The 20018-nt window shown below is 51.7% G+C and carries 19 protein-coding genes and 1 other annotated feature; of the genes, 15 read left to right on the top strand and 4 right to left on the bottom strand.

Annotated features, from left to right (window positions below; all coding sequences use genetic code 11):
* Positions 1-258: 258 nt before the first annotated feature.
* The 14 genes from thrS (at position 259) to selO (ending at position 13072) form a co-directional block, all read left to right on the top strand.
* Complete coding sequence (gene thrS, locus ACLJNW_RS05045) at positions 259-2187, top strand: threonine--tRNA ligase (protein WP_001144226.1); 1929 nt, start codon at positions 259-261, stop codon at positions 2185-2187.
* 3 nt (positions 2188-2190) lie between these two features.
* A complete protein-coding gene (gene infC, locus ACLJNW_RS05040; protein ID WP_001574431.1) occupies positions 2191-2733 on the top strand; it encodes a translation initiation factor IF-3 in 543 nt (180 codons plus the stop codon).
* A 95-nt stretch (positions 2734-2828) separates the two neighbouring features.
* Complete coding sequence (rpmI, locus tag ACLJNW_RS05035; RefSeq protein ID WP_001124225.1) at positions 2829-3026, top strand: 50S ribosomal protein L35; 198 nt, start codon at positions 2829-2831, stop codon at positions 3024-3026.
* A gap of 50 nt (positions 3027-3076) precedes the next feature.
* Positions 3077-3433, top strand: coding sequence for a 50S ribosomal protein L20 (gene rplT / locus ACLJNW_RS05030; protein WP_000124850.1), 357 nt, complete (start codon positions 3077-3079; stop codon positions 3431-3433).
* Between the two features lie 115 nt (positions 3434-3548).
* Positions 3549-3672 (top strand) — a sequence feature (Phe leader region).
* A complete protein-coding gene (pheM, locus tag ACLJNW_RS05025) occupies positions 3554-3598 on the top strand; it encodes a pheST operon leader peptide PheM (protein ID WP_001386830.1) in 45 nt (14 codons plus the stop codon). Its footprint overlaps the feature before it by 45 nt.
* A gap of 62 nt (positions 3673-3734) precedes the next feature.
* Complete coding sequence (pheS, locus tag ACLJNW_RS05020) at positions 3735-4718, top strand: phenylalanine--tRNA ligase subunit alpha (protein ID WP_000018570.1); 984 nt, start codon at positions 3735-3737, stop codon at positions 4716-4718.
* A gap of 15 nt (positions 4719-4733) precedes the next feature.
* Positions 4734-7121 carry a phenylalanine--tRNA ligase subunit beta gene (gene pheT, locus ACLJNW_RS05015; protein ID WP_000672402.1) on the top strand — a complete coding sequence of 796 codons (2388 nt, stop codon included), beginning with the start codon at positions 4734-4736 and terminating at the stop codon, positions 7119-7121.
* Positions 7122-7125: 4 nt separating this feature from the next.
* Positions 7126-7425 (top strand): integration host factor subunit alpha, encoded by a 300-nt coding sequence (gene ihfA / locus ACLJNW_RS05010; RefSeq protein WP_001229266.1) that lies wholly within the window; start codon positions 7126-7128, stop codon positions 7423-7425.
* A gap of 202 nt (positions 7426-7627) precedes the next feature.
* Positions 7628-8608: a vitamin B12 ABC transporter permease BtuC gene (btuC, locus tag ACLJNW_RS05005; protein ID WP_000954984.1), complete on the top strand. Its 981-nt coding sequence runs from the start codon at positions 7628-7630 to the stop codon at positions 8606-8608.
* Positions 8609-8699: 91 nt separating this feature from the next.
* Positions 8700-9251, top strand: a complete 552-nt coding sequence (locus tag ACLJNW_RS05000; protein ID WP_001181565.1) for a glutathione peroxidase — start codon at positions 8700-8702, stop codon at positions 9249-9251.
* The gene (btuD, locus tag ACLJNW_RS04995; RefSeq protein ID WP_000080607.1) at positions 9251-10000 is read left to right on the top strand and encodes a vitamin B12 ABC transporter ATP-binding protein BtuD; all 750 of its coding nucleotides are present in this window, start codon (positions 9251-9253) and stop codon (positions 9998-10000) included. Before ACLJNW_RS05000 ends, btuD begins: the two co-directional genes overlap by 1 nt.
* 76 nt (positions 10001-10076) lie before the next feature.
* The gene (locus ACLJNW_RS04990; RefSeq protein ID WP_001213256.1) at positions 10077-10541 is read left to right on the top strand and encodes a C40 family peptidase; all 465 of its coding nucleotides are present in this window, start codon (positions 10077-10079) and stop codon (positions 10539-10541) included.
* A 313-nt stretch (positions 10542-10854) separates the two neighbouring features.
* Entirely contained in the window at positions 10855-11568 is a 714-nt protein-coding gene (gene ydiV, locus ACLJNW_RS04985; RefSeq protein WP_024154571.1) for an anti-FlhDC factor YdiV, read from the top strand.
* Between the two features lie 61 nt (positions 11569-11629).
* Complete coding sequence (gene selO, locus ACLJNW_RS04980) at positions 11630-13072, top strand: protein adenylyltransferase SelO (RefSeq protein WP_023204681.1); 1443 nt, start codon at positions 11630-11632, stop codon at positions 13070-13072.
* Between the two features lie 34 nt (positions 13073-13106).
* Here selO and hemP read toward each other — a convergent pair whose 3' ends face one another.
* From hemP to ppsR, 3 genes are all read right to left on the bottom strand, one after another.
* Positions 13107-13298: a hemin uptake protein HemP gene (gene hemP / locus ACLJNW_RS04975; protein WP_000089115.1), complete on the bottom strand. Its 192-nt coding sequence runs from the start codon at positions 13296-13298 to the stop codon at positions 13107-13109.
* A gap of 156 nt (positions 13299-13454) precedes the next feature.
* Positions 13455-14501, bottom strand: a complete 1047-nt coding sequence (aroH, locus tag ACLJNW_RS04970) for a 3-deoxy-7-phosphoheptulonate synthase AroH (RefSeq protein WP_001082190.1) — start codon at positions 14499-14501, stop codon at positions 13455-13457.
* 155 nt (positions 14502-14656) lie between these two features.
* Entirely contained in the window at positions 14657-15490 is an 834-nt protein-coding gene (gene ppsR, locus ACLJNW_RS04965; RefSeq protein WP_000370992.1) for a posphoenolpyruvate synthetase regulatory kinase/phosphorylase PpsR, read from the bottom strand.
* A 336-nt stretch (positions 15491-15826) separates the two neighbouring features.
* Here ppsR and ppsA point away from each other — a divergent pair, with 336 nt between their 5' ends.
* On the top strand, positions 15827-18205 hold the full coding sequence (gene ppsA / locus ACLJNW_RS04960) for a phosphoenolpyruvate synthase (protein WP_000069333.1): 2379 nt from the start codon (positions 15827-15829) through the stop codon (positions 18203-18205).
* Positions 18206-18246: 41 nt separating this feature from the next.
* Here ppsA and fadK read toward each other — a convergent pair whose 3' ends face one another.
* A complete protein-coding gene (gene fadK, locus ACLJNW_RS04955; RefSeq protein ID WP_000117492.1) occupies positions 18247-19887 on the bottom strand; it encodes a medium-chain fatty-acid--CoA ligase in 1641 nt (546 codons plus the stop codon).
* Positions 19888-20018: the final 131 nt, after the last annotated feature.

The following is a 20018-nucleotide window of genomic DNA, read 5'->3' as shown; positions in this document are numbered from 1 at the left end:
CCATGTACATCATTAACGATACGCGTGCCGGGTAGTGTGTTGGGATTCAGGTTCTGTAGAACAGAAAGATGCAATCTCCCTTTTTTTAGTGTTACCATCATCATGCCGGACGAAAATAGCGATTTTCGTCTGTGTCGAAGGTTGTGCGCCAATTTAGCAATGGTTGGCTAGATGGATACACAACTCACTGTCAATAAATTCATTTTCTCTTTGTATGTGATCTTGCGTATGGGTCACCACTGCAAATAAGGATATAACATGCCTGTTATTACTCTTCCTGATGGCAGCCAACGCCATTATGACCACCCTGTAAGCCCGATGGATGTTGCGCTGGACATTGGTCCAGGCCTGGCGAAAGCCACCATTGCGGGCCGTGTGAATGGCGAGCTGGTTGATGCTTCCGATCTGATTGAAAATGATGCGACGCTTTCCATCATCACCGCAAAAGATGAAGAGGGTCTGGAGATCATTCGTCACTCTTGCGCGCATCTGTTAGGTCACGCTATCAAGCAACTTTGGCCGCACACGAAAATGGCGATCGGCCCGGTTGTCGACAACGGTTTTTACTATGACGTTGATCTTGACCGCACGCTAACTCAGGAAGATGTCGAAGCGCTCGAAAAGCGGATGCATGAGCTCGCCGAGAAAAATTACGACGTTATCAAGAAGAAAGTCAGCTGGCACGAAGCGCGTGAAACCTTCGTGAAGCGTGGTGAAAGCTACAAAGTTTCCATTCTTGATGAAAACATTGCTCATGATGACAAGCCAGGCTTGTACCATCATGAAGAATATGTCGACATGTGTCGTGGTCCGCACGTGCCGAATATGCGTTTCTGCCATCACTTTAAACTGATGAAAACTGCCGGCGCATACTGGCGCGGTGACAGCAATAATAAGATGTTGCAGCGTATTTACGGTACGGCATGGGCAGATAAAAAAGCCCTGAACGCTTATCTGCAGCGCCTGGAAGAGGCCGCAAAACGCGACCACCGTAAAATTGGTAAGCAGCTCGACCTGTATCATATGCAGGAAGAAGCGCCGGGCATGGTGTTCTGGCATAACGACGGCTGGACTATCTTCCGCGAGCTGGAAGTCTTTGTTCGTTCTAAACTCAAAGAGTACCAGTATCAAGAAGTTAAAGGCCCGTTCATGATGGACCGTGTGCTGTGGGAAAAAACCGGGCACTGGGACAACTATAAAGATGCGATGTTCACCACATCCTCAGAAAACCGCGAATATTGCATCAAGCCGATGAACTGCCCGGGCCACGTTCAGATCTTTAACCAGGGTCTGAAATCCTATCGTGATTTGCCGCTGCGTATGGCGGAATTCGGTAGCTGCCACCGTAACGAGCCATCAGGCGCGCTGCATGGTCTGATGCGCGTACGCGGCTTTACGCAGGATGATGCGCATATCTTCTGCACCGAAGAGCAGATCCGCGATGAAGTTAACGCTTGTATTCGTATGGTCTACGATATGTACAGCACCTTTGGCTTCGAGAAGATCGTCGTCAAGCTTTCCACTCGTCCTGACAAGCGTATCGGCAGCGATGAGATGTGGGATCGTGCTGAGGCGGATCTGGCGGTTGCGCTGGAAGAAAATAATATCCCGTTTGAGTATCAACTGGGTGAAGGCGCATTCTACGGTCCGAAAATTGAATTTACCTTATATGACTGCCTCGATCGTGCATGGCAGTGCGGTACAGTACAGCTGGACTTCTCCTTACCGTCTCGTCTGAGCGCCTCCTATGTAGGCGAAGACAACGAGCGTAAGGTGCCGGTAATGATTCACCGTGCGATTCTTGGGTCGATGGAGCGCTTCATCGGTATCCTGACCGAAGAGTTCGCTGGTTTCTTCCCGACATGGCTCGCGCCTGTTCAGGTAGTCGTGATGAATATTACCGATTCGCAGTCTGAATACGTTAACGAATTGACGCAGAAACTACAAAATGCGGGCATTCGTGTAAAAGCAGACTTGAGAAATGAGAAGATTGGCTTTAAAATCCGCGAGCACACTTTACGTCGTGTCCCTTATATGTTGGTCTGTGGTGATAAAGAGGTGGAAGCAGGCAAAGTTGCCGTTCGCACCCGCCGCGGTAAAGACCTGGGCAGCCTGGACGTAAATGACGTGATTGAGAAGCTGCAACAAGAGATTCGCAGCCGCAGTCTTCAACAACTGGAGGAATAAAGTATTAAAGGCGGAAAACGAGTTCAAACGGCGCGTCCGAATCGTATTAATAGCGAAATTCGCGCGCAAGAAGTTCGCTTAACAGGTCTGGAAGGCGAGCAGCTTGGTATTGTGAGTCTGAGAGAAGCTCTGGAAAAAGCTGAAGAAGCCGGAGTAGACTTAGTCGAAATCAGCCCTAACGCCGAGCCGCCGGTTTGTCGTATAATGGATTACGGCAAATTCCTCTATGAAAAGAGTAAGTCTTCTAAGGAACAGAAGAAAAAGCAAAAAGTTATCCAGGTGAAGGAAATTAAATTCCGTCCTGGGACAGATGAAGGCGACTATCAGGTAAAACTCCGCAGCCTGATTCGCTTTCTCGAAGAGGGCGATAAGGCCAAAATCACGCTGCGTTTCCGCGGTCGTGAAATGGCCCACCAGCAAATCGGTATGGAAGTGCTTAATCGCGTGAAAGACGATTTGCAAGAACTGGCAGTGGTCGAATCCTTCCCAACGAAGATCGAAGGCCGTCAGATGATCATGGTGCTTGCTCCTAAGAAGAAACAGTAAGGCCTTCAAGTAACAATTCTGTGAAGCCTTCGGGCTTCACAGGTTTTGTTCGCCTATGTTTCGTTTATTAACAATGCGAAGTGGAAGTTATTAAAATGCCAAAAATTAAGACCGTACGCGGTGCTGCTAAGCGCTTCAAAAAAACCGGTAAAGGTGGTTTTAAGCACAAGCACGCTAACCTGCGTCACATTCTGACCAAAAAAGCGACTAAACGTAAACGTCACCTGCGTCCGAAAGCCATGGTTTCTAAAGGCGATCTGGGCCTGGTTATCGCGTGCCTGCCGTACGCATAAGCCGTTAACGTTTTTAACTTTTTAATTAGAATAGATACAGGAGAGCACATATGGCTCGCGTAAAACGTGGTGTAATTGCACGCGCACGTCACAAGAAAATTTTGAAACAAGCCAAAGGCTACTACGGTGCGCGTTCTCGCGTATACCGCGTTGCCTTCCAGGCAGTTATCAAAGCTGGTCAGTATGCTTACCGTGACCGTCGTCAACGTAAGCGTCAGTTCCGTCAACTGTGGATTGCGCGTATCAACGCAGCAGCACGTCAGAACGGTATTTCTTACAGCAAATTCATCAACGGCCTGAAAAAAGCCTCTGTTGAAATCGACCGTAAGATCCTGGCTGATATCGCCGTATTCGACAAAGTCGCGTTCACCGCGCTGGTTGAAAAAGCGAAAGCAGCTCTGGCATAAGCCAGTGAAAAGAGGGAGCCTGGCTCCCTCTCTTTTATTGACTGTTCAGTGAGTTGACAATTGACCTGTAACCCTTTTCAATAAAGGATATTCGGTTTTACCACATAAGGTAACGCAAGCATGAACGCTGCTATTTTCCGTTTCTTTTTTTACTTTAGCACCTGATTCCAGGAGGCTAGCGCGTGAAAAACGAAACGAAAAACAGCGCAAAAAAGCCTCCTGATGGAGGCTTTTTTTGTATCTGAAATCGAGAGATTACGTCCAATGAACCGGTGTCTTCACCGACACAATGAGGAAAACCATGTCACATCTCGCAGAGCTGGTTGCCAATGCAGCGGCCGCCATTAACCAGGCGTCAGATGTTGCCGCGTTAGACAATGTACGCGTCGAATATTTGGGCAAGAAAGGGCATTTAACCCTTCAGATGACGACCCTACGCGATCTGCCGCCGGAAGAGCGTCCGGCAGCCGGGGCAGTCATTAACGCCGCGAAAGAGCAGGTACAACAGGCTCTTAACGCGCGTAAAGCCGAGCTGGAAAGCGCAGCGCTTAACGCCCGTCTGGCCGCTGAAACCATCGATATCTCCCTGCCGGGGCGCCGTATTGAGAACGGCGGTCTGCATCCGGTCACTCGTACCATTGACCGTATTGAAAGTTTCTTCGGCGAGCTTGGTTTTACCGTGGCGACTGGCCCGGAAATCGAAGATGACTACCATAACTTCGATGCGTTAAACATTCCGGGTCATCATCCGGCCCGCGCCGATCATGATACCTTCTGGTTTGACGCGACCCGTCTGCTGCGGACCCAGACGTCTGGCGTCCAGATCCGGACGATGAAAGCGCAGCAACCGCCGATCCGTATTATTGCGCCGGGCCGTGTATACCGTAATGACTACGACCAGACGCATACTCCGATGTTCCATCAGATGGAAGGTCTGATTGTTGATACCAACATCAGCTTCACCAACCTCAAAGGTACGCTGCACGACTTCCTGCGTAATTTCTTTGAGGAGGATCTGCAGATTCGCTTCCGTCCTTCTTATTTTCCGTTTACCGAACCTTCTGCGGAAGTGGATGTGATGGGTAAAAACGGTAAATGGCTGGAGGTGCTGGGCTGCGGGATGGTGCATCCGAATGTGCTGCGTAATGTCGGTATCGATCCGGAAATCTATTCTGGCTTCGCTTTTGGTATGGGGATGGAACGTCTGACCATGTTGCGTTACGGCGTCACCGACCTGCGTTCATTCTTCGAAAACGATCTGCGTTTCCTTAAACAGTTTAAATAAAGGCAGGATAAAACAATGAAATTCAGCGAACTGTGGTTACGCGAGTGGGTTAACCCGGCAATTGATAGCGATGCGTTGGCTAACCAGATTACGATGGCTGGCCTGGAAGTAGACGGCGTTGAGCCGGTCGCGGGAAGCTTCAATGGCGTTGTGGTTGGGGAAGTGGTTGAGTGCGCCCAGCATCCGAACGCTGACAAATTGCGTGTAACGAAAGTCAACGTCGGCGGAGAACGCCTGTTGGATATCGTCTGCGGCGCGCCAAACTGTCGTCAGGGGCTGAAAGTAGCGGTGGCCACCATTGGCGCCATCCTGCCGGGCGATTTCAAAATTAAAGCGGCGAAACTGCGCGGCGAACCGTCTGAAGGGATGCTGTGCTCCTTCTCCGAACTGGGGATTTCCGACGATCACAGCGGCATTATCGAACTGCCGGCGGATGCGCCGCTGGGTACCGATATCCGTGAATACCTGAAGCTTGACGACAATACCATCGAAATTAGCGTCACGCCGAACCGTGCGGATTGCTTAGGTATCATCGGCGTTGCGCGTGATGTGGCGGTACTGAACAAAGCGCCGCTCCAGGAGCCTGAAATGGCGCCGGTTACGGCAACTATCAGCGATACGCTGCCGATTACAGTAGAGGCCGCTGATGCGTGTCCACGCTATCTGGGCCGGGTGGTAAAAGGCATCAATGTTAACGCGCCGACGCCGCTGTGGATGAAAGAGAAACTGCGTCGCTGTGGTATTCGCTCCATCGATGCGGTGGTTGACGTCACGAACTATGTGCTGCTCGAACTGGGTCAGCCAATGCATGCTTTCGATAAAGATCGCATTGATGGCGGTATTGTCGTGCGGATGGCAAAAGAGGGTGAAACCGTCGTCCTGCTGGACGGTAGCGAAGCGACGTTAAATGCGGACACGCTGGTGATCGCCGATCACCATAAGGCGCTGGGGATAGCCGGTATTTTTGGCGGCGAACATTCCGGAGTGAATGGCGAAACGCAAAATGTGCTGCTGGAGTGTGCGTACTTTAATCCGCTGTCTATCACCGGTCGCGCTCGTCGCCACGGTCTGCATACCGATGCGTCTCACCGCTACGAGCGCGGGGTGGACCCGGCGCTGCAATATAAAGCGATAGAGCGCGCTACTCGTCTGCTTCTTGATATCTGTGGCGGTGATGCGGGTCCGATAATTGATGTGAGCAACGAAGCAACGTTGCCGAAACGCGCCACCATTACGCTGCGTCGCAGTAAACTGGATCGCCTGATCGGGCATCATATTGCGGATGAGCAGGTCAGTGATATTCTGCGTCGTCTGGGCTGTGAAGTGACCGAAGGGCAGGACGAGTGGAAAGCTGTGGCGCCGACCTGGCGTTTCGATATGGAGATTGAAGAAGATCTGGTGGAAGAGGTGGCCCGCGTTTACGGCTATAACAATATTCCGGACGAGCCAATCCAGGCCGGTTTAATCATGGGGACGCACCGTGAAGCCGATCTGTCGTTGAAGCGGGTTAAAACCATGCTGAACGACAAAGGCTATCAGGAAGTGATTACCTATAGCTTTGTCGATCCTAAAGTACAACAGCTCATCCATCCAGGCGCAGAAGCGCTGCTGCTGCCAAACCCTATCTCCGTTGAGATGTCGGCGATGCGTCTGTCTCTGTGGAGCGGATTGCTGGCGACGGTGGTCTATAACCAAAACCGCCAGCAGAATCGCGTGCGTATTTTTGAAACCGGTTTACGTTTCGTTCCGGATACACAAGCCAATCTGGGTATTCGACAGGATCTGATGCTGGCTGGCGTGATTTGCGGTAACCGCTATGATGAGCACTGGAACCTGGCAAAAGAGACCGTTGATTTCTATGATTTGAAAGGCGATCTGGAAGCAGTATTGGATTTAACCGGCAAACTGGGTGATATCCAGTTTAAGGCGGAGATGAATCCGGCTCTGCATCCGGGACAGTCTGCGGCGATTTATCTGAAAGATGAACGTATTGGTTTTATTGGGGTTGTTCACCCTGAACTGGAACGTAAACTGGATCTGAATGGTCGTACGCTGGTGTTTGAACTGGAATGGAATAAGCTCGCAGACCGTATCGTGCCGCAGGCGCGGGAGATTTCACGCTTCCCGGCTAACCGTCGCGATATTGCGGTTGTTGTTGCAGAAAACGTTCCCGCAGCGGATATTTTATCCGAATGTAAGAAAGTTGGCGTAAATCAGGTAGTTGGCGTAAACTTATTTGACGTGTACCGCGGTAAGGGTGTTGCGGAGGGTTATAAGAGCCTCGCTATCAGCCTGATCCTTCAGGATACCAACCGTACACTCGAAGAAGAGGAGATTGCCGCTACCGTCGCCAAATGTGTAGAGGCATTAAAAGAGCGATTCCAGGCATCATTGAGGGATTGAACCTATGGCGCTTACAAAAGCTGAAATGTCAGAATATCTGTTTGATAAGCTTGGGCTTAGCAAGCGGGATGCCAAAGAACTGGTTGAACTGTTTTTCGAAGAGATCCGTCGTGCTCTGGAAAACGGTGAGCAGGTGAAACTCTCTGGTTTTGGTAACTTCGATCTGCGTGATAAAAATCAACGTCCGGGGCGTAACCCGAAAACGGGTGAAGATATTCCTATTACAGCACGGCGCGTGGTGACCTTCAGACCCGGGCAGAAGTTAAAGAGCCGGGTCGAAAACGCTTCGCCCAAAGAAGAGTAATCAGATCCAGGCATAACATCCATCAGGGTGTATTGCGGCAGATACGCTGCCATCCCGAAAGTAGATCAGCGGGATGACAGCGTATCTGTCAGCCTGAAAGATGACCCGTATAACTAAAAAGGCCGCATTGCGGCCTTTTTTCTTTCAAGTAAAGGATACCCACCGTAAAATCACGCTACCTCTTTTCAGCTGAATGGATAACATGCTGACTTTTGCCCGCCAACAACAGCGACGAAACGTTCGCTGGCTTCTGAGCCTGTCACTGCTGGTGCTACTGGCTACACTTCTGAGCTTATGCGCAGGCGAACAGTGGATTGCCCCCGGTGACTGGTTAAGCGCCCGGGGGGAACTGTTTGTCTGGCAAATTCGCCTTCCCCGCACGCTTGCGGTATTGCTGGTTGGCGCTGCGCTGGCGCTATCTGGCGCCGTGATGCAGGCGCTGTTTGAAAATCCACTTGCTGAACCGGGCCTGCTCGGCGTTTCGAATGGGGCCGGTGTTGGGCTTATTGCCGCCGTCTTACTGGGGCAGGGGCAACTGCCAGGATGGGCGCTGGGGCTGTGCGCTATAGCCGGCGCGCTCATTATTACGTTAATCCTGCTGCGTTTTGCGCGTCGCCATCTCTCTACCAGCCGCTTGTTGTTGGCGGGCGTCGCGCTGGGCATTATCTGTAGCGCGCTGATGACGTGGGCTATCTATTTTTCCACCTCTTTCGATCTGCGGCAATTAATGTACTGGATGATGGGAGGATTTGGCGGCGTTGACTGGCAGCAGAGCTGGCTAATGATTGCGCTCATCCCGGTACTGATCTGGATATGTTGCCAGTCGCAACCGCTGAATATGCTGGCGCTAGGGGAAACCTCGGCGCGGCAGCTTGGCCTGCCGCTGTGGTTCTGGCGCAATTTGTTGGTCGTCGCCACTGGCTGGATGGTGGGCGTCAGCGTGGCGATGGCGGGGGCGATTGGTTTTATCGGTCTGGTTATTCCGCACATCCTGCGCTTATGTGGTTTAACCGATCACCGGGTTTTACTTCCCGGCTGCGCGCTGGCCGGGGCTATCGCCCTGCTATTGGCTGATGTGGTCGCCCGACTGGCGCTGGCGTCGGCTGAACTGCCTATCGGGGTGGTCACCGCCACATTGGGGGCGCCAGTGTTTATCTGGCTGCTACTCAAATCCGCGCGTTAGCGCATCGGTAAACAACTGCTTTCATCATTCGCAGTCTATGATTAAAGGCTAACGATGAAACCCGCTATTCTACCGACATCAGGGAGACACCATGCAAAACTCGCTTCTTAATACTCACGTTACGACGATTGATGGAGAGGTCACTACACTTGAAAAATACGCCGGAAAAGTGCTGCTCATTGTAAACGTCGCCTCCAGATGTGGCCTGACGCCGCAATATGAACAGTTGGAAAATATCCAGAAGGCGTGGGCAGATCAGGGGTTTGTCGTGTTGGGTTTTCCCTGCAACCAGTTTATGGGGCAGGAGCCAGGCAGCGAAGAGGAGATTAAAACCTATTGTGCCAGCACCTGGGGCGTCACGTTCCCGATGTTCAGTAAAATTGATGTGAATGGCGACGCGCGCCATCCGCTGTATCAAAAACTGATAGCCGCTGCGCCAACGGCAGTCGCGCCGGAGAAGAGCGGCTTTTACGAACGGATGGTAAGCAAAGGGCGTACGCCACTCTATCCGGATGATATTCTGTGGAATTTTGAAAAATTTTTAGTAGGCCGGGATGGTCAGGTGGTACAGCGTTTTTCGCCGGATATGACGCCTGAAGATCCTATTGTGATGGAAAGCATAAAAATCGCGTTGGCAAAATAATGTCTCAATTGATGCAATTAAAGGATGTCGCCGAGAGCACCCGCCTGGGGCCGCTTTCCGGCGAAGTAAGCGCAGGAGAGATCCTTCATCTTGTCGGGCCGAACGGTGCCGGGAAAAGCACGCTACTGGCGCGTATGGCGGGGTTAACCTCCGGCGAGGGGAGCATCAGGTTTGGCGGAGCGCCGCTGGAGGCATGGGCGACGGCAACGCTTGCCCAACACCGCGCTTATCTTGCGCAACAGCAAAATCCGCCGTTCGCCATGCCGGTCTGGCATTACCTGACATTGCATCAACCTGATAAAACGCGAACCGGGCAGCTTAACGAGGTGGCCGATATGCTTGGATTAGGCGACAAACTGGGGCGAAGCGTGAATCAGCTTTCCGGTGGCGAGTGGCAGCGTGTTCGCCTTGCTGCCGTTGTACTACAAATTCATCCCGACGCTAATCCGGTCGGTCAATTATTGCTGCTTGATGAGCCGATGAACAGTCTCGATGTTGCGCAACAAAACGCTCTGGATCGGGTATTACATCATTTATGTCAGGCAGGAATTGCGATTGTGATGAGTAGCCACGATCTGAACCACACGCTGCGCCATGCGCATAAAGCCTGGTTACTAAAGCGCGGTAAACTCATTGCCTGCGGCCGCCGGGAAGAGGTGCTCACCCCCTCTTATCTGGCGCAAGCCTACGGTCTGCGCTTTCGACGACTCGACGTCGAGGGGCATCCAATGCTCATTTCGGCCACTTAAGTAAAATCGTTTCTTGAAAAGCAGGTAATTTCGACGCTAAATTAATACCAAAATAAAAACAGAGGATTGTTGCGGCATGCGTTTTTGGCTTCTTGTTATCACAGCATTGTTCCTGGCAGGATGCAGTACTCATCGGGCACCGGCGCCAAATGCCAGATTATCAGACTCCATTACCGTCATTGCGGGTCTGAACGATCAGTTGCAGTCCTGGCGCGGTACGCCATACCGTTACGGCGGCATGAGTCGCAGAGGCGTGGACTGTTCCGGCTTTGTGGTAGTCACTATGCGCGACAAGTTTGATTTGCAGTTGCCTCGTGATACGCGTGAACAATCAAAAATCGGCACCAGAATCGATAAAGATGAATTGCTGCCCGGAGATTTGGTTTTCTTTAAAACCGGTTCGGGCGAAAGTGGTTTACATGTTGGTATTTACGATACAAATAATGAGTTTATTCATGCCTCTACCAGTCGTGGCGTGATGCGTTCATCGCTGGATAATGTGTACTGGCGAAAAAACTTCTGGCAGGCACGGCGAATTTAACCTCGCAGACGATATAAATTTTATAGTCTATTTTTAACATATCGCCGGTTGAACTTATGACATCTGTTGTCATCATATATAATGATATAACCGTAGCATTTACAAACGTACTTTTATTAAAAACGGGCGTGTTCACGCCCTGTTAAAAGTACAACATTGGATATTGGTTTATAATCAGAGTAAGTTAAAAAAAGGAACCGGTTCACCGGTAAACAAGAAAAATGATGACGCTTCAATTAGTATCTGAAGTTACGTCTGTTTCCGTCCGTAGTGACTGGATGGCGAATAGCGCCCTAACCATGGGACTGGCGTAATGATTGCTTCACTTGATGAGCTTTACCATTCCGAACTCTTTTTCCTTCCCGTCATGGATGAAAACGCTCGGCTTGTTGGTTTAGAGATTATTGCAACGTTTGCCGCTGAAGACGGCACCGTGCGGATGCCGACTGAGTTGGTAGCGCCTCGCCTTTCGGTGGAGGAACAATACTGTCTGTTTGTTGAAAAACTGGCGTTGTTAGAAACCTGTCAGCACTTTTTTATTCAGCATAAACTTATTGCATGGCTTAATTTACCGCCTGCAATTAGTGACTTATTATTATTAGATAGCGAACTTTTTTCCCGGGCAGCGCGCTTTCCGTTTCTTGAATTAGCTATAAATGAGAATTATCCTGGGTTAAACCAGGGCAAAAACAATGAAACGTTAGCTAATCTGGCAATGCATTTCCCATTAATGCTGGCAAATTTTGGGGCAGGCGAGGCGTCGACTAAAGCTATTTTCGATGGGCTTTTCAAACGAGTCATGTTGGATAAAAATTTTATTCAGCAGCGAGCTGAAATGATCTCATTCGAACCATTCATGTACGCTATCGTTGCCCAGATCTCCTCCAGCTGCGAGTCGCTGATGATTGCCGGTATTGATACTGAGGCGATGTTTGCGCGCGCAGCGCCATTGGGGTTTAGCGCATTCCAGGGCGGACTATGGCCTCCGGTGCCGGTAAGCCAGCTCATTAAACTCGTTCAGCGATAACCTTTCTGTTTGCCGGTGTTTAACCGGTGATTAACCGTCTACACTGAAGACAGGAGGCCCTATGACCCTGTCTTTTACTGCCCGTTGGCGCGATGAACTGCCAGCAACGTATACCGCGCTTTTACCCACACCGTTAAAAAATGCGCGACTGATTTGGTATAACGACAAACTGGCGCAGCAGTTAGCCATTCCCGCGTCGTTATTTGACGCTACCAATGGCGCTGGCGTTTGGGGCGGCGAAACCTTATTACCCGGTATGTCGCCTGTCGCGCAGGTATATAGCGGGCATCAGTTCGGCGTCTGGGCGGGACAACTCGGCGACGGACGCGGTATTTTGCTGGGCGAACAGCTCCTGGCGGATGGCTCGACCCTCGACTGGCATCTGAAAGGCGCCGGATTAACACCCTATTCGCGAATGGGGGATGGACGCGCCGTCCTGCGTTCAACCATACGAGAAAGCCTTGCCAGCGAAGCCATGCATTATCTGGGTATTCCCACTACGCGCGCGTTATCTATCGTAACCAGCGATACGCCGGTTCAGCGAGAGACGCAGGAAACGGGCGCGATGTTAATGCGTCTGGCGCAAAGTCATATGCGTTTTGGTCATTTCGAACATTTCTACTACCGCCGTGAGCCGGAAAAAGTTCAGCAACTGGCTGATTTCGCTATTCGTCATTACTGGCCGCAATGGCAGGATGTCCCGGAAAAATATGCTTTGTGGTTTGAAGAGGTGGCGGCGCGTACCGGAAGACTCATCGCCGAGTGGCAAACCGTCGGTTTTTCGCACGGCGTTATGAATACGGATAACATGTCGATTCTGGGGCTGACCATCGACTATGGTCCCTTTGGTTTTCTCGATGACTACGATCCCGGCTTCATTGGTAACCATTCCGATCATCAGGGACGTTACCGCTTCGATAATCAACCGTCGGTGGCGCTGTGGAATTTACAACGTCTGGCGCAGACGTTAACCCCTTTTATTGAGATCGACGCGTTAAACAGAGCGCTGGATCGCTACCAGGACGCGTTGTTAACGCACTATGGGCAGCGAATGCGCCAGAAGCTGGGCTTCTTTACCGAGCAAAAAGACGATAACGCTTTACTGAATGAATTGTTTAGTCTGATGGCGCGCGAAGGGAGTGACTATACCCGTACATTTCGGATGTTAAGCCATACGGAGCAACAGAGCGCTTCCTCGCCGTTGCGGGATACGTTTATCGATCGCGCGGCGTTTGATGCCTGGTTCGACCGCTACCGGGCGCGATTGCGCACAGAGGCGGTGGATGACGCGCTGCGCCAACAGCAGATGCAACGCGTGAATCCTGCGGTTGTGTTGCGCAACTGGCTGGCGCAACGCGCGATAGATGCGGCTGAACAAGGAGACATGGCGGAACTGCATAGGTTACATGAAGTTTTACGTCAACCCTTTACCGATCGAGATGATGACTATGCCAGCCGACCGCCGGAGTGGGGAAAGCGGCTGGAGGTCAGTTGTTCAAGTTAGCCTGACGCCAGCAGCATCGTCTGCTGGCGGAGCGTTATTTGGTTAACAGTAGCTTACCAGCCTGAGTTTTACGCAACAGATACTCCTGACCGTTGTGATCGATAATGACTTTGCCGTCCGGACCTAATAGCGCCTGACTGTTGACGCGCCGTTCAGCGGCAGGGAGAAGCGTTTCATTGTCTATTTCCTTAGGGTGAGGCAGCTCGGTGTTATCCATACGCGACATGTTATTTATTAATAATCAAACTCACAATGATTATTATTATCAATAATTAATGCGATAACAGCAAGTGCTAATTCTGTGGAGTGATATACGCGCGCGGAGAGAAAAGGGTGGGTAACGCATCGAAGAAACGCCCATCCCGGCAGGATGGGCGAGCTATTAAAAGCGGCTGTCTACCGCCGCGGCAAGTTTTTCCAACAGAACTTCCGTATCTTCCCAGTTCAGGCAGGGATCGGTAATGGATTGACCATAGATTAACGGTTGACCGCTGATAATTTTTTGCGTGCCTTCCCGTAAAAAACTCTCGGCCATAATCCCGGCAATTGCCGTGGAGCCATTACGAATCTGCTGGCAAATATCATCACATACCTCCAACTGGCGGCGATGCTGTTTTTGACAGTTGCCGTGGCTGAAGTCGACGACCAGATGCTCCGGCAGATCAAATTCATGCAACGTGTCGCAGGCGGCGGCAATATCTTCAGCGTGGTAGTTCGGTTTTTTACCGCCGCGCATGATGATGTGCCCATACGGGTTGCCACTCGTCTGGTAGATGGTCATCTGTCCGTCTTTATCCGGCGAGAGAAACATATGGCTGGCGCGGGAGGCGCGAATAGCGTCAACGGCAATGCGAGTATTGCCATCCGTACCATTTTTAAAGCCGACCGGACAAGAGAGTGCGGAAGCCATTTCCCGATGGATTTGGCTTTCGGTGGTACGCGCGCCAATCGCTCCCCAACTGATCAGATCGGCAATAAACTGGCCGGTGACCATATCAAGAAATTCTGTGGCGGTCGGTACTCCCAGTTCGTTCACCTGCAATAGCAAGCGACGCGCCAGTTCAAGCCCATGATTGACGCGGTAACTGCCATTCAAGTCGGGATCGGAAATCAGGCCTTTCCATCCCACGACGGTGCGCGGTTTTTCAAAATAGGTGCGCATGACGATTTCCAGACGCGCCTGATGCTTTTGGCGTTGTGCCTGGAGCTGCGTCGCGTATTCCATGGCAGCATTCAGATCGTGAATCGAACAGGGGCCAATGACGACCAGTAGCCGTGGATCTTCACCATTTAAAATCTTTTCTATCCGGCGTCGGGAGTCGGTAACGTGACTGGCGACGGAGGACGATACAGGATACCGCTGCGCGAGTTCGGTTGGTGTTACCAGGCTGTCGATACGCGCAGTACGGAGTTCGTCGGTTCTGTTCATTACAAGTCTCAGAAATTTGTTGCTTCAACGGCAGGACTACCGGGAAGTGATGGGCATCACGATAAACCAATCCCTGCTGATTTCAAGTGCGAGGCGTGTCACACCTCGCAGGCAGAACGGCATGATAACAAAAACCAATCCATTAAACTAGTTTACTAGTACATCCTGCGGTTAAGCCCCATAATGTCGAGAATTTTGGTGGCTATCTCTTCAACGGAATAATTGGTGCTGTTCAGGCAGGGGATCTGATTCTTACGATACAGCGCTTCGACCTCCGCCACTTCCATGCGGCACTGACGCAACGAGGCATAGCGACTGTTTTCACGGCGTTCTTCGCGAATTGCCGCCAGGCGTTCAGGGTCAATTGTCAGGCCGAACAGTTTATGTTGTAGCGGTTTTAACGATGTGGGCAGCGTCAAATTATCCATATCATCGGCGATGAAAGGGTAGTTAGCCGCACGAATACCGAATTGCATTGCCAGATAGAGGCTGGTGGGCGTTTTTCCACAGCGCGAAACGCCAAGTAAAATGACCTGGGCCTGATCGAGGTTACGCAATGAAATGCCATCATCATGCGCCAGGGTATAATCGATAGCGGCAATACGGGCGTCATACTTGTTCAGGTTACCCGGATTAAGCCCATGAGTACGATGAGCGATCGGCGTCGGATCCAGTTTCATCTCCTGCTGAAGCGGCGCCACCAGCGCCTGGACGATATCCTGGCAGAAACCTTCGCTCTGTAAGATGATGGCGCGAATTTCAGGTAAAACAATCGAGTAAAACACCAGCGGGCGAACGCCGGTTTGCTGATAAATGGCGTCAATTTGGTCTTTGACGGCGCGGGCGCGACTTTCGTTTTCCACGAATGGCAGCGTGATGCTGCTGATCGTCACCGGAAACTGCGACATAACCGCGTGACCCAGGACCTCGGCGGTGATGGCGGTACCATCAGAAATATAGAAAACATGGCGATCAACAACATTATCCATTCTGTTCATCCTGAAGAGTAAACATAATTATCTGAAAGCATAAATTAAAAGTAACGGGAAACGTATAACTTGTCGCTTATTTTATAAAATGACAGGCGCTTTTTATAATTAATGAAAAGTGTGTTTCATTTCCTGGAAACGCAGTTTATACCGGGGGTTATTCAGGGAATGCCGTGCTATGCGCGGGTTTGCGCAACTACGTAAACAATCTGAAAAAATGAAAAAATAAATTTGCTTGAACGATTCACCGTTTTTTTCGCGGGTTTAAGTATGCCAGGATAAATACGCAACTATGTGTTTCTTAAACTCGTTCATTTATCACAAAAGGATTGTTCGATGTCCAACAATGGCTCGTCACCGCTGGTGCTTTGGTATAACCAACTCGGCATGAATGATGTAGACAGAGTTGGGGGCAAAAATGCCTCCCTGGGTGAAATGATTACTAACCTTTCCGGCATGGGCGTATCCGTTCCGAATGGTTTTGCAACCACTGCCGATGCGTTTAACCAGTTTTTGGATCAAAGCGGCGTAAACCAGCGCATTTATGAGCTGCTGGATAAGACAGATATTGATGATGTCTCCCAGCTGGCGAAAGCGGGCGCGCAGATCCGCCAGTGGATTATCGACACTCCTTTCCAGCCGGCGCTGGAAAACGCCATCCGCGATGCCTATGCGCAGCTTTCGTCGGATGATGAAAATGCCTCTTTTGCCGTGCGTTCCTCCGCCACGGCGGAAGATATGCCAGATGCTTCGTTTGCGGGCCAACAGGAAACGTTTCTTAACGTTCAGGGCTTCGATGCGGTACTGGTGGCAGTGAAACACGTATTTGCTTCTCTGTTTAACGATCGCGCCATCTCTTATCGCGTTCACCAGGGATATGATCATCGCGGCGTAGCGCTTTCCGCTGGCGTGCAGCGGATGGTTCGCTCCGATCTCGCCTCGTCAGGGGTGATGTTCTCTATCGATACCGAATCCGGCTTTGACCAGGTGGTCTTTATCACCTCGGCATGGGGACTGGGTGAAATGGTGGTGCAGGGCGCGGTTAACCCGGATGAATTTTATGTCCATAAGCCAACCCTGGCGGCAGGCCGTCCGGCCATCGTACGCCGCACCATGGGGTCGAAAAAAATCCGCATGGTTTACGCCGCCACCCAGGAGCACGGCAAGCAAGTGAAGATTGAAGATGTGCCGCAGGAACAGCGCGACATTTTCTCGCTCACCAACGAAGAAGTGCAGGAACTGGCGAAACAAGCGGTGCAGATTGAGCAGCACTATGGTCGTCCGATGGATATCGAATGGGCGAAAGACGGTCATACCGGTAAGCTCTTTATTGTGCAGGCACGTCCGGAAACCGTGCGCTCTCGTGGCCAGGTGATGGAGCGTTATACGCTACATGCGCAGGGGAAAATCATTGCCGAAGGTCGCGCCATTGGTCATCGTATCGGCGCAGGTACGGTAAAAGTTATTCACGATATCGGCGAAATGAACCGTATTGAGCCTGGCGATGTGCTTGTCACCGATATGACCGACCCGGACTGGGAACCGATCATGAAAAAAGCGGCGGCGATTGTCACTAACCGTGGCGGGCGCACCTGTCACGCGGCGATTATCGCCCGCGAATTGGGCATTCCGGCGGTAGTCGGCTGCGGCGACGCCACCGAACGCATGAAAGATGGCGAAAAAGTAACCGTCTCCTGCGCAGAAGGTGATACCGGTTATGTTTATGCCGACATGCTGGATTTCAGCGTAAAAAGCTCCAGCGTAGACACCATGCCAGAGCTACCGCTGAAGGTCATGATGAATGTCGGCAACCCGGACAGGGCATTTGACTTTGCCTGCCTGCCGAATGAAGGCGTAGGTCTGGCGCGACTGGAATTCATCATTAACCGTATGATTGGCGTTCACCCACGCGCGCTGCTGGAGTTTGACGACCAGGATGCCGCGCTGCAAAACGACATTCGTGAGATGATGAAAGGGTTTGACTCGCCGCGTGAATTTTACGTTGGTCGACTGACGGAAGGGATCGCGACGTTAGGCGCCGCCTTCTACCCGAAACGCGTCATCGTTCGCCTGTCTGACTTTAAGTCCAACGAATACGCCAACCTGGTCGGCGGCGAACGCTATGAGCCGCATGAAGAAAACCCGATGCTGGGCTTCCGCGGCGCGGGTCGTTACGTCGCAGAAAGTTTCCGCGATTGTTTTGCGCTGGAATGCGAAGCGGTGAAACGCGTGCGCAACGATATGGGCCTTACCAACGTCGAAATCATGATCCCGTTCGTGCGGACGGTCGACCAGGCGAAAGCGGTCATCGAAGAGCTGGCGCGCCAGGGGCTTAAACGCGGCGAGAACGGGCTGAAGATCATCATGATGTGCGAGATCCCGTCCAATGCCTTGCTGGCTGAACAGTTCCTCGAGTATTTTGATGGCTTCTCGATTGGTTCTAACGACATGACGCAGCTGGCGCTGGGGCTGGATCGCGATTCCGGCGTGGTGTCTGAACTGTTTGACGAGCGTAACGACGCGGTGAAAGCGCTGCTGTCGATGGCGATCCGCGCGGCGAAAAAACAGGGCAAATATGTTGGAATTTGTGGTCAGGGTCCGTCCGACCATGAAGACTTTGCCGCCTGGCTGATGGAAGAGGGGATCGACAGCCTGTCGCTGAACCCGGACACCGTGGTTCAGACCTGGCTGAGTCTGGCGGAACTGAAGAAGTAGTGTAATACCGGATGGCGGCGTTAACGTCGCCATCCGGCAATTTATACCGCAGTGTGCTCCTGGCGCAGCCGCTCAATAATATCCTGCCGCAACAGAAACTTCTGCACTTTGCCAGAGGCGGTTCTGGGCAGTTTTTCTACGATGACGATCCGTTCCGGATATTTATACTTCGCTACCCGTTTTCGACTGAAAAAAGCGATCACCTCTTCCAGCGTCAGCGAAAGGTGCGGCGGTTTTAAGACTACATACGCGCATGAACGTTCGCCTAAGCGTTCATCAGGCATAGCAACGACGCAAGCATCGTGTATGCGGGGGTGTTGCAATAAAATATCCTCCACCTCGCGACTGCTGATATTTTCACCTCCACGTATAATAATATCCTTTTTGCGCCCGGTAATTTTGATATAACCGTCTTCATCCATGCGGCAGAGGTCGCCGCTGTAATACCAGCCCTCATTATCCAGTGCGCGGGCGGTAAGTTCCGGCTCGTCCAGGTATCCCATAAAAACGTTCGGCCCGCGCGAGGCTTCTTCGCCTTCGTGGCCTGCTGGAAGCGTATTGCGATCTTCATCCACGATTTTAATTTCTACACCGGTGGCGGCATAACCATCGGTGTTCATCATGCGTGAAGTCGAATCACCCAGATTAACCATCGAGTGTGGAGAACTTTCTGTAGAACCGTAAATACTCAATAATTTGATACCGCGCTGCTGGCAGTCGCGGGCAACCTTTTTGGGAATAGTCGTGCCGCCGCATAAGAAGAATCGCAGTGAGGAGAGGTCGGCAGGCTGTTGCTCAACGGCACAAAGCAGATCGTAAATAAACGGCGTCGCGCCTGACATACAGGTACAGCGTTGCTGCGCTAATAAGGTAAGGCAGGCTTCTGGGGTAAAGATGTCCAGCAATACGCTACGCGCCCCGATTAAAAAGGGCGCGGTGACGCCGTGTAAAAATCCGGTGGCGTGGCCCAGTGGCGCAGGCATCAGGAACACATCTTGCCAGGTTAAATTCAACCGCGCGCAATACGCCCGTTCGCTGGCAAGAATATTATTGTGGGTCAACATCACCCCTTTCGGCATTCCTTCTGTGCCGGAGGTAAACAGCACTGCCGCCAGCTCATCACCGTGAATGTTAATGTCTGACTGCAACGGTTCGCTGCGGTCGATGATTTGACTAAGCGCAAGCGCTGTGGTGGCAGGCGCCAGTTTATCCACGCCGACAATATGCGTCAGATGGCGCAGTTGATTTTGTAGCGGAAGGATAAGATCGACCGGACGATTCTGTTTGAATACGGTGGGGGCGAAGAATATTTTAGCCTGACATTTGTTCAGCACCCAAACCAGCTCTGCTTCTCGCCAGGCGGGAAGTAGCGGGACAGATACCGCGCCCGTTTTCAGGCAGGCCAGATAAATGAGGGTAAACTCACACCAGCCCGGAAGCTGAAAGGCCACGCGATCGCCCGGTTGAATCCCCTGAGACAGTAACCAGTTTGCCAGGCGGCTTGCCGCGCAGTCGAGTGCGGCGTAGGTCCAGGACGCGCCATGATTATCGACCACGGCGATTTTATCGGGTACGGCGCGTGCGGTTTGCCGCCAGTAGTCGCCCAGTGAAGCATCGCCCCAGTAGCCGGACTCGCGATAGGTTTTCCGCCTTGCGGCGTCAAAAGTTAATGTAACACTCATTGACTTGTTCTCTATTAATACAAATGACGTAATCTCCGGGGGCAAGCCGAATAAGAGCCTATCCCATTAGGGCTATTTTACTTGCCATTTTAGACCTGGGCAGTGCTCAAAATCCTCACGTACTACGTGTA

Origin of the sequence: Salmonella sp. SAL4457 (genome assembly GCF_046548235.1) — a bacterium.
Classification (GTDB): domain Bacteria; phylum Pseudomonadota; class Gammaproteobacteria; order Enterobacterales; family Enterobacteriaceae; genus Salmonella; species Salmonella enterica.
The sequence above is the reverse complement of the archived record's forward strand: the minus strand, read 5'-3'. Positions and strand labels throughout refer to the sequence as shown.

What these genes read in the sequence shown, in the direction of transcription:
- ACLJNW_RS05000 (WP_001181565.1), top strand. Translation starts at nt 8,700, where the DNA reads ATGCAAAACTCGCTTCTTAATACTCACGTTACGACGATTGATGGAGAG.
- ppsR (WP_000370992.1), bottom strand. Translation starts at nt 15,490, where the DNA reads ATGGATAATGTTGTTGATCGCCATGTTTTCTATATTTCTGATGGTACC.
- thrS (WP_001144226.1), top strand. Translation starts at nt 259, where the DNA reads ATGCCTGTTATTACTCTTCCTGATGGCAGCCAACGCCATTATGACCAC.
- rplT (WP_000124850.1), top strand. Translation starts at nt 3,077, where the DNA reads ATGGCTCGCGTAAAACGTGGTGTAATTGCACGCGCACGTCACAAGAAA.
- btuC (WP_000954984.1), top strand. Translation starts at nt 7,628, where the DNA reads ATGCTGACTTTTGCCCGCCAACAACAGCGACGAAACGTTCGCTGGCTT.
- hemP (WP_000089115.1), bottom strand. Translation starts at nt 13,298, where the DNA reads ATGTCGCGTATGGATAACACCGAGCTGCCTCACCCTAAGGAAATAGAC.
- fadK (WP_000117492.1), bottom strand. Translation starts at nt 19,887, where the DNA reads ATGAGTGTTACATTAACTTTTGACGCCGCAAGGCGGAAAACCTATCGC.
- ppsA (WP_000069333.1), top strand. Translation starts at nt 15,827, where the DNA reads ATGTCCAACAATGGCTCGTCACCGCTGGTGCTTTGGTATAACCAACTC.
- pheS (WP_000018570.1), top strand. Translation starts at nt 3,735, where the DNA reads ATGTCACATCTCGCAGAGCTGGTTGCCAATGCAGCGGCCGCCATTAAC.
- aroH (WP_001082190.1), bottom strand. Translation starts at nt 14,501, where the DNA reads ATGAACAGAACCGACGAACTCCGTACTGCGCGTATCGACAGCCTGGTA.
- rpmI (WP_001124225.1), top strand. Translation starts at nt 2,829, where the DNA reads ATGCCAAAAATTAAGACCGTACGCGGTGCTGCTAAGCGCTTCAAAAAA.
- ihfA (WP_001229266.1), top strand. Translation starts at nt 7,126, where the DNA reads ATGGCGCTTACAAAAGCTGAAATGTCAGAATATCTGTTTGATAAGCTT.
- btuD (WP_000080607.1), top strand. Translation starts at nt 9,251, where the DNA reads ATGTCTCAATTGATGCAATTAAAGGATGTCGCCGAGAGCACCCGCCTG.
- selO (WP_023204681.1), top strand. Translation starts at nt 11,630, where the DNA reads ATGACCCTGTCTTTTACTGCCCGTTGGCGCGATGAACTGCCAGCAACG.
- ydiV (WP_024154571.1), top strand. Translation starts at nt 10,855, where the DNA reads ATGATTGCTTCACTTGATGAGCTTTACCATTCCGAACTCTTTTTCCTT.
- ACLJNW_RS04990 (WP_001213256.1), top strand. Translation starts at nt 10,077, where the DNA reads ATGCGTTTTTGGCTTCTTGTTATCACAGCATTGTTCCTGGCAGGATGC.
- pheT (WP_000672402.1), top strand. Translation starts at nt 4,734, where the DNA reads ATGAAATTCAGCGAACTGTGGTTACGCGAGTGGGTTAACCCGGCAATT.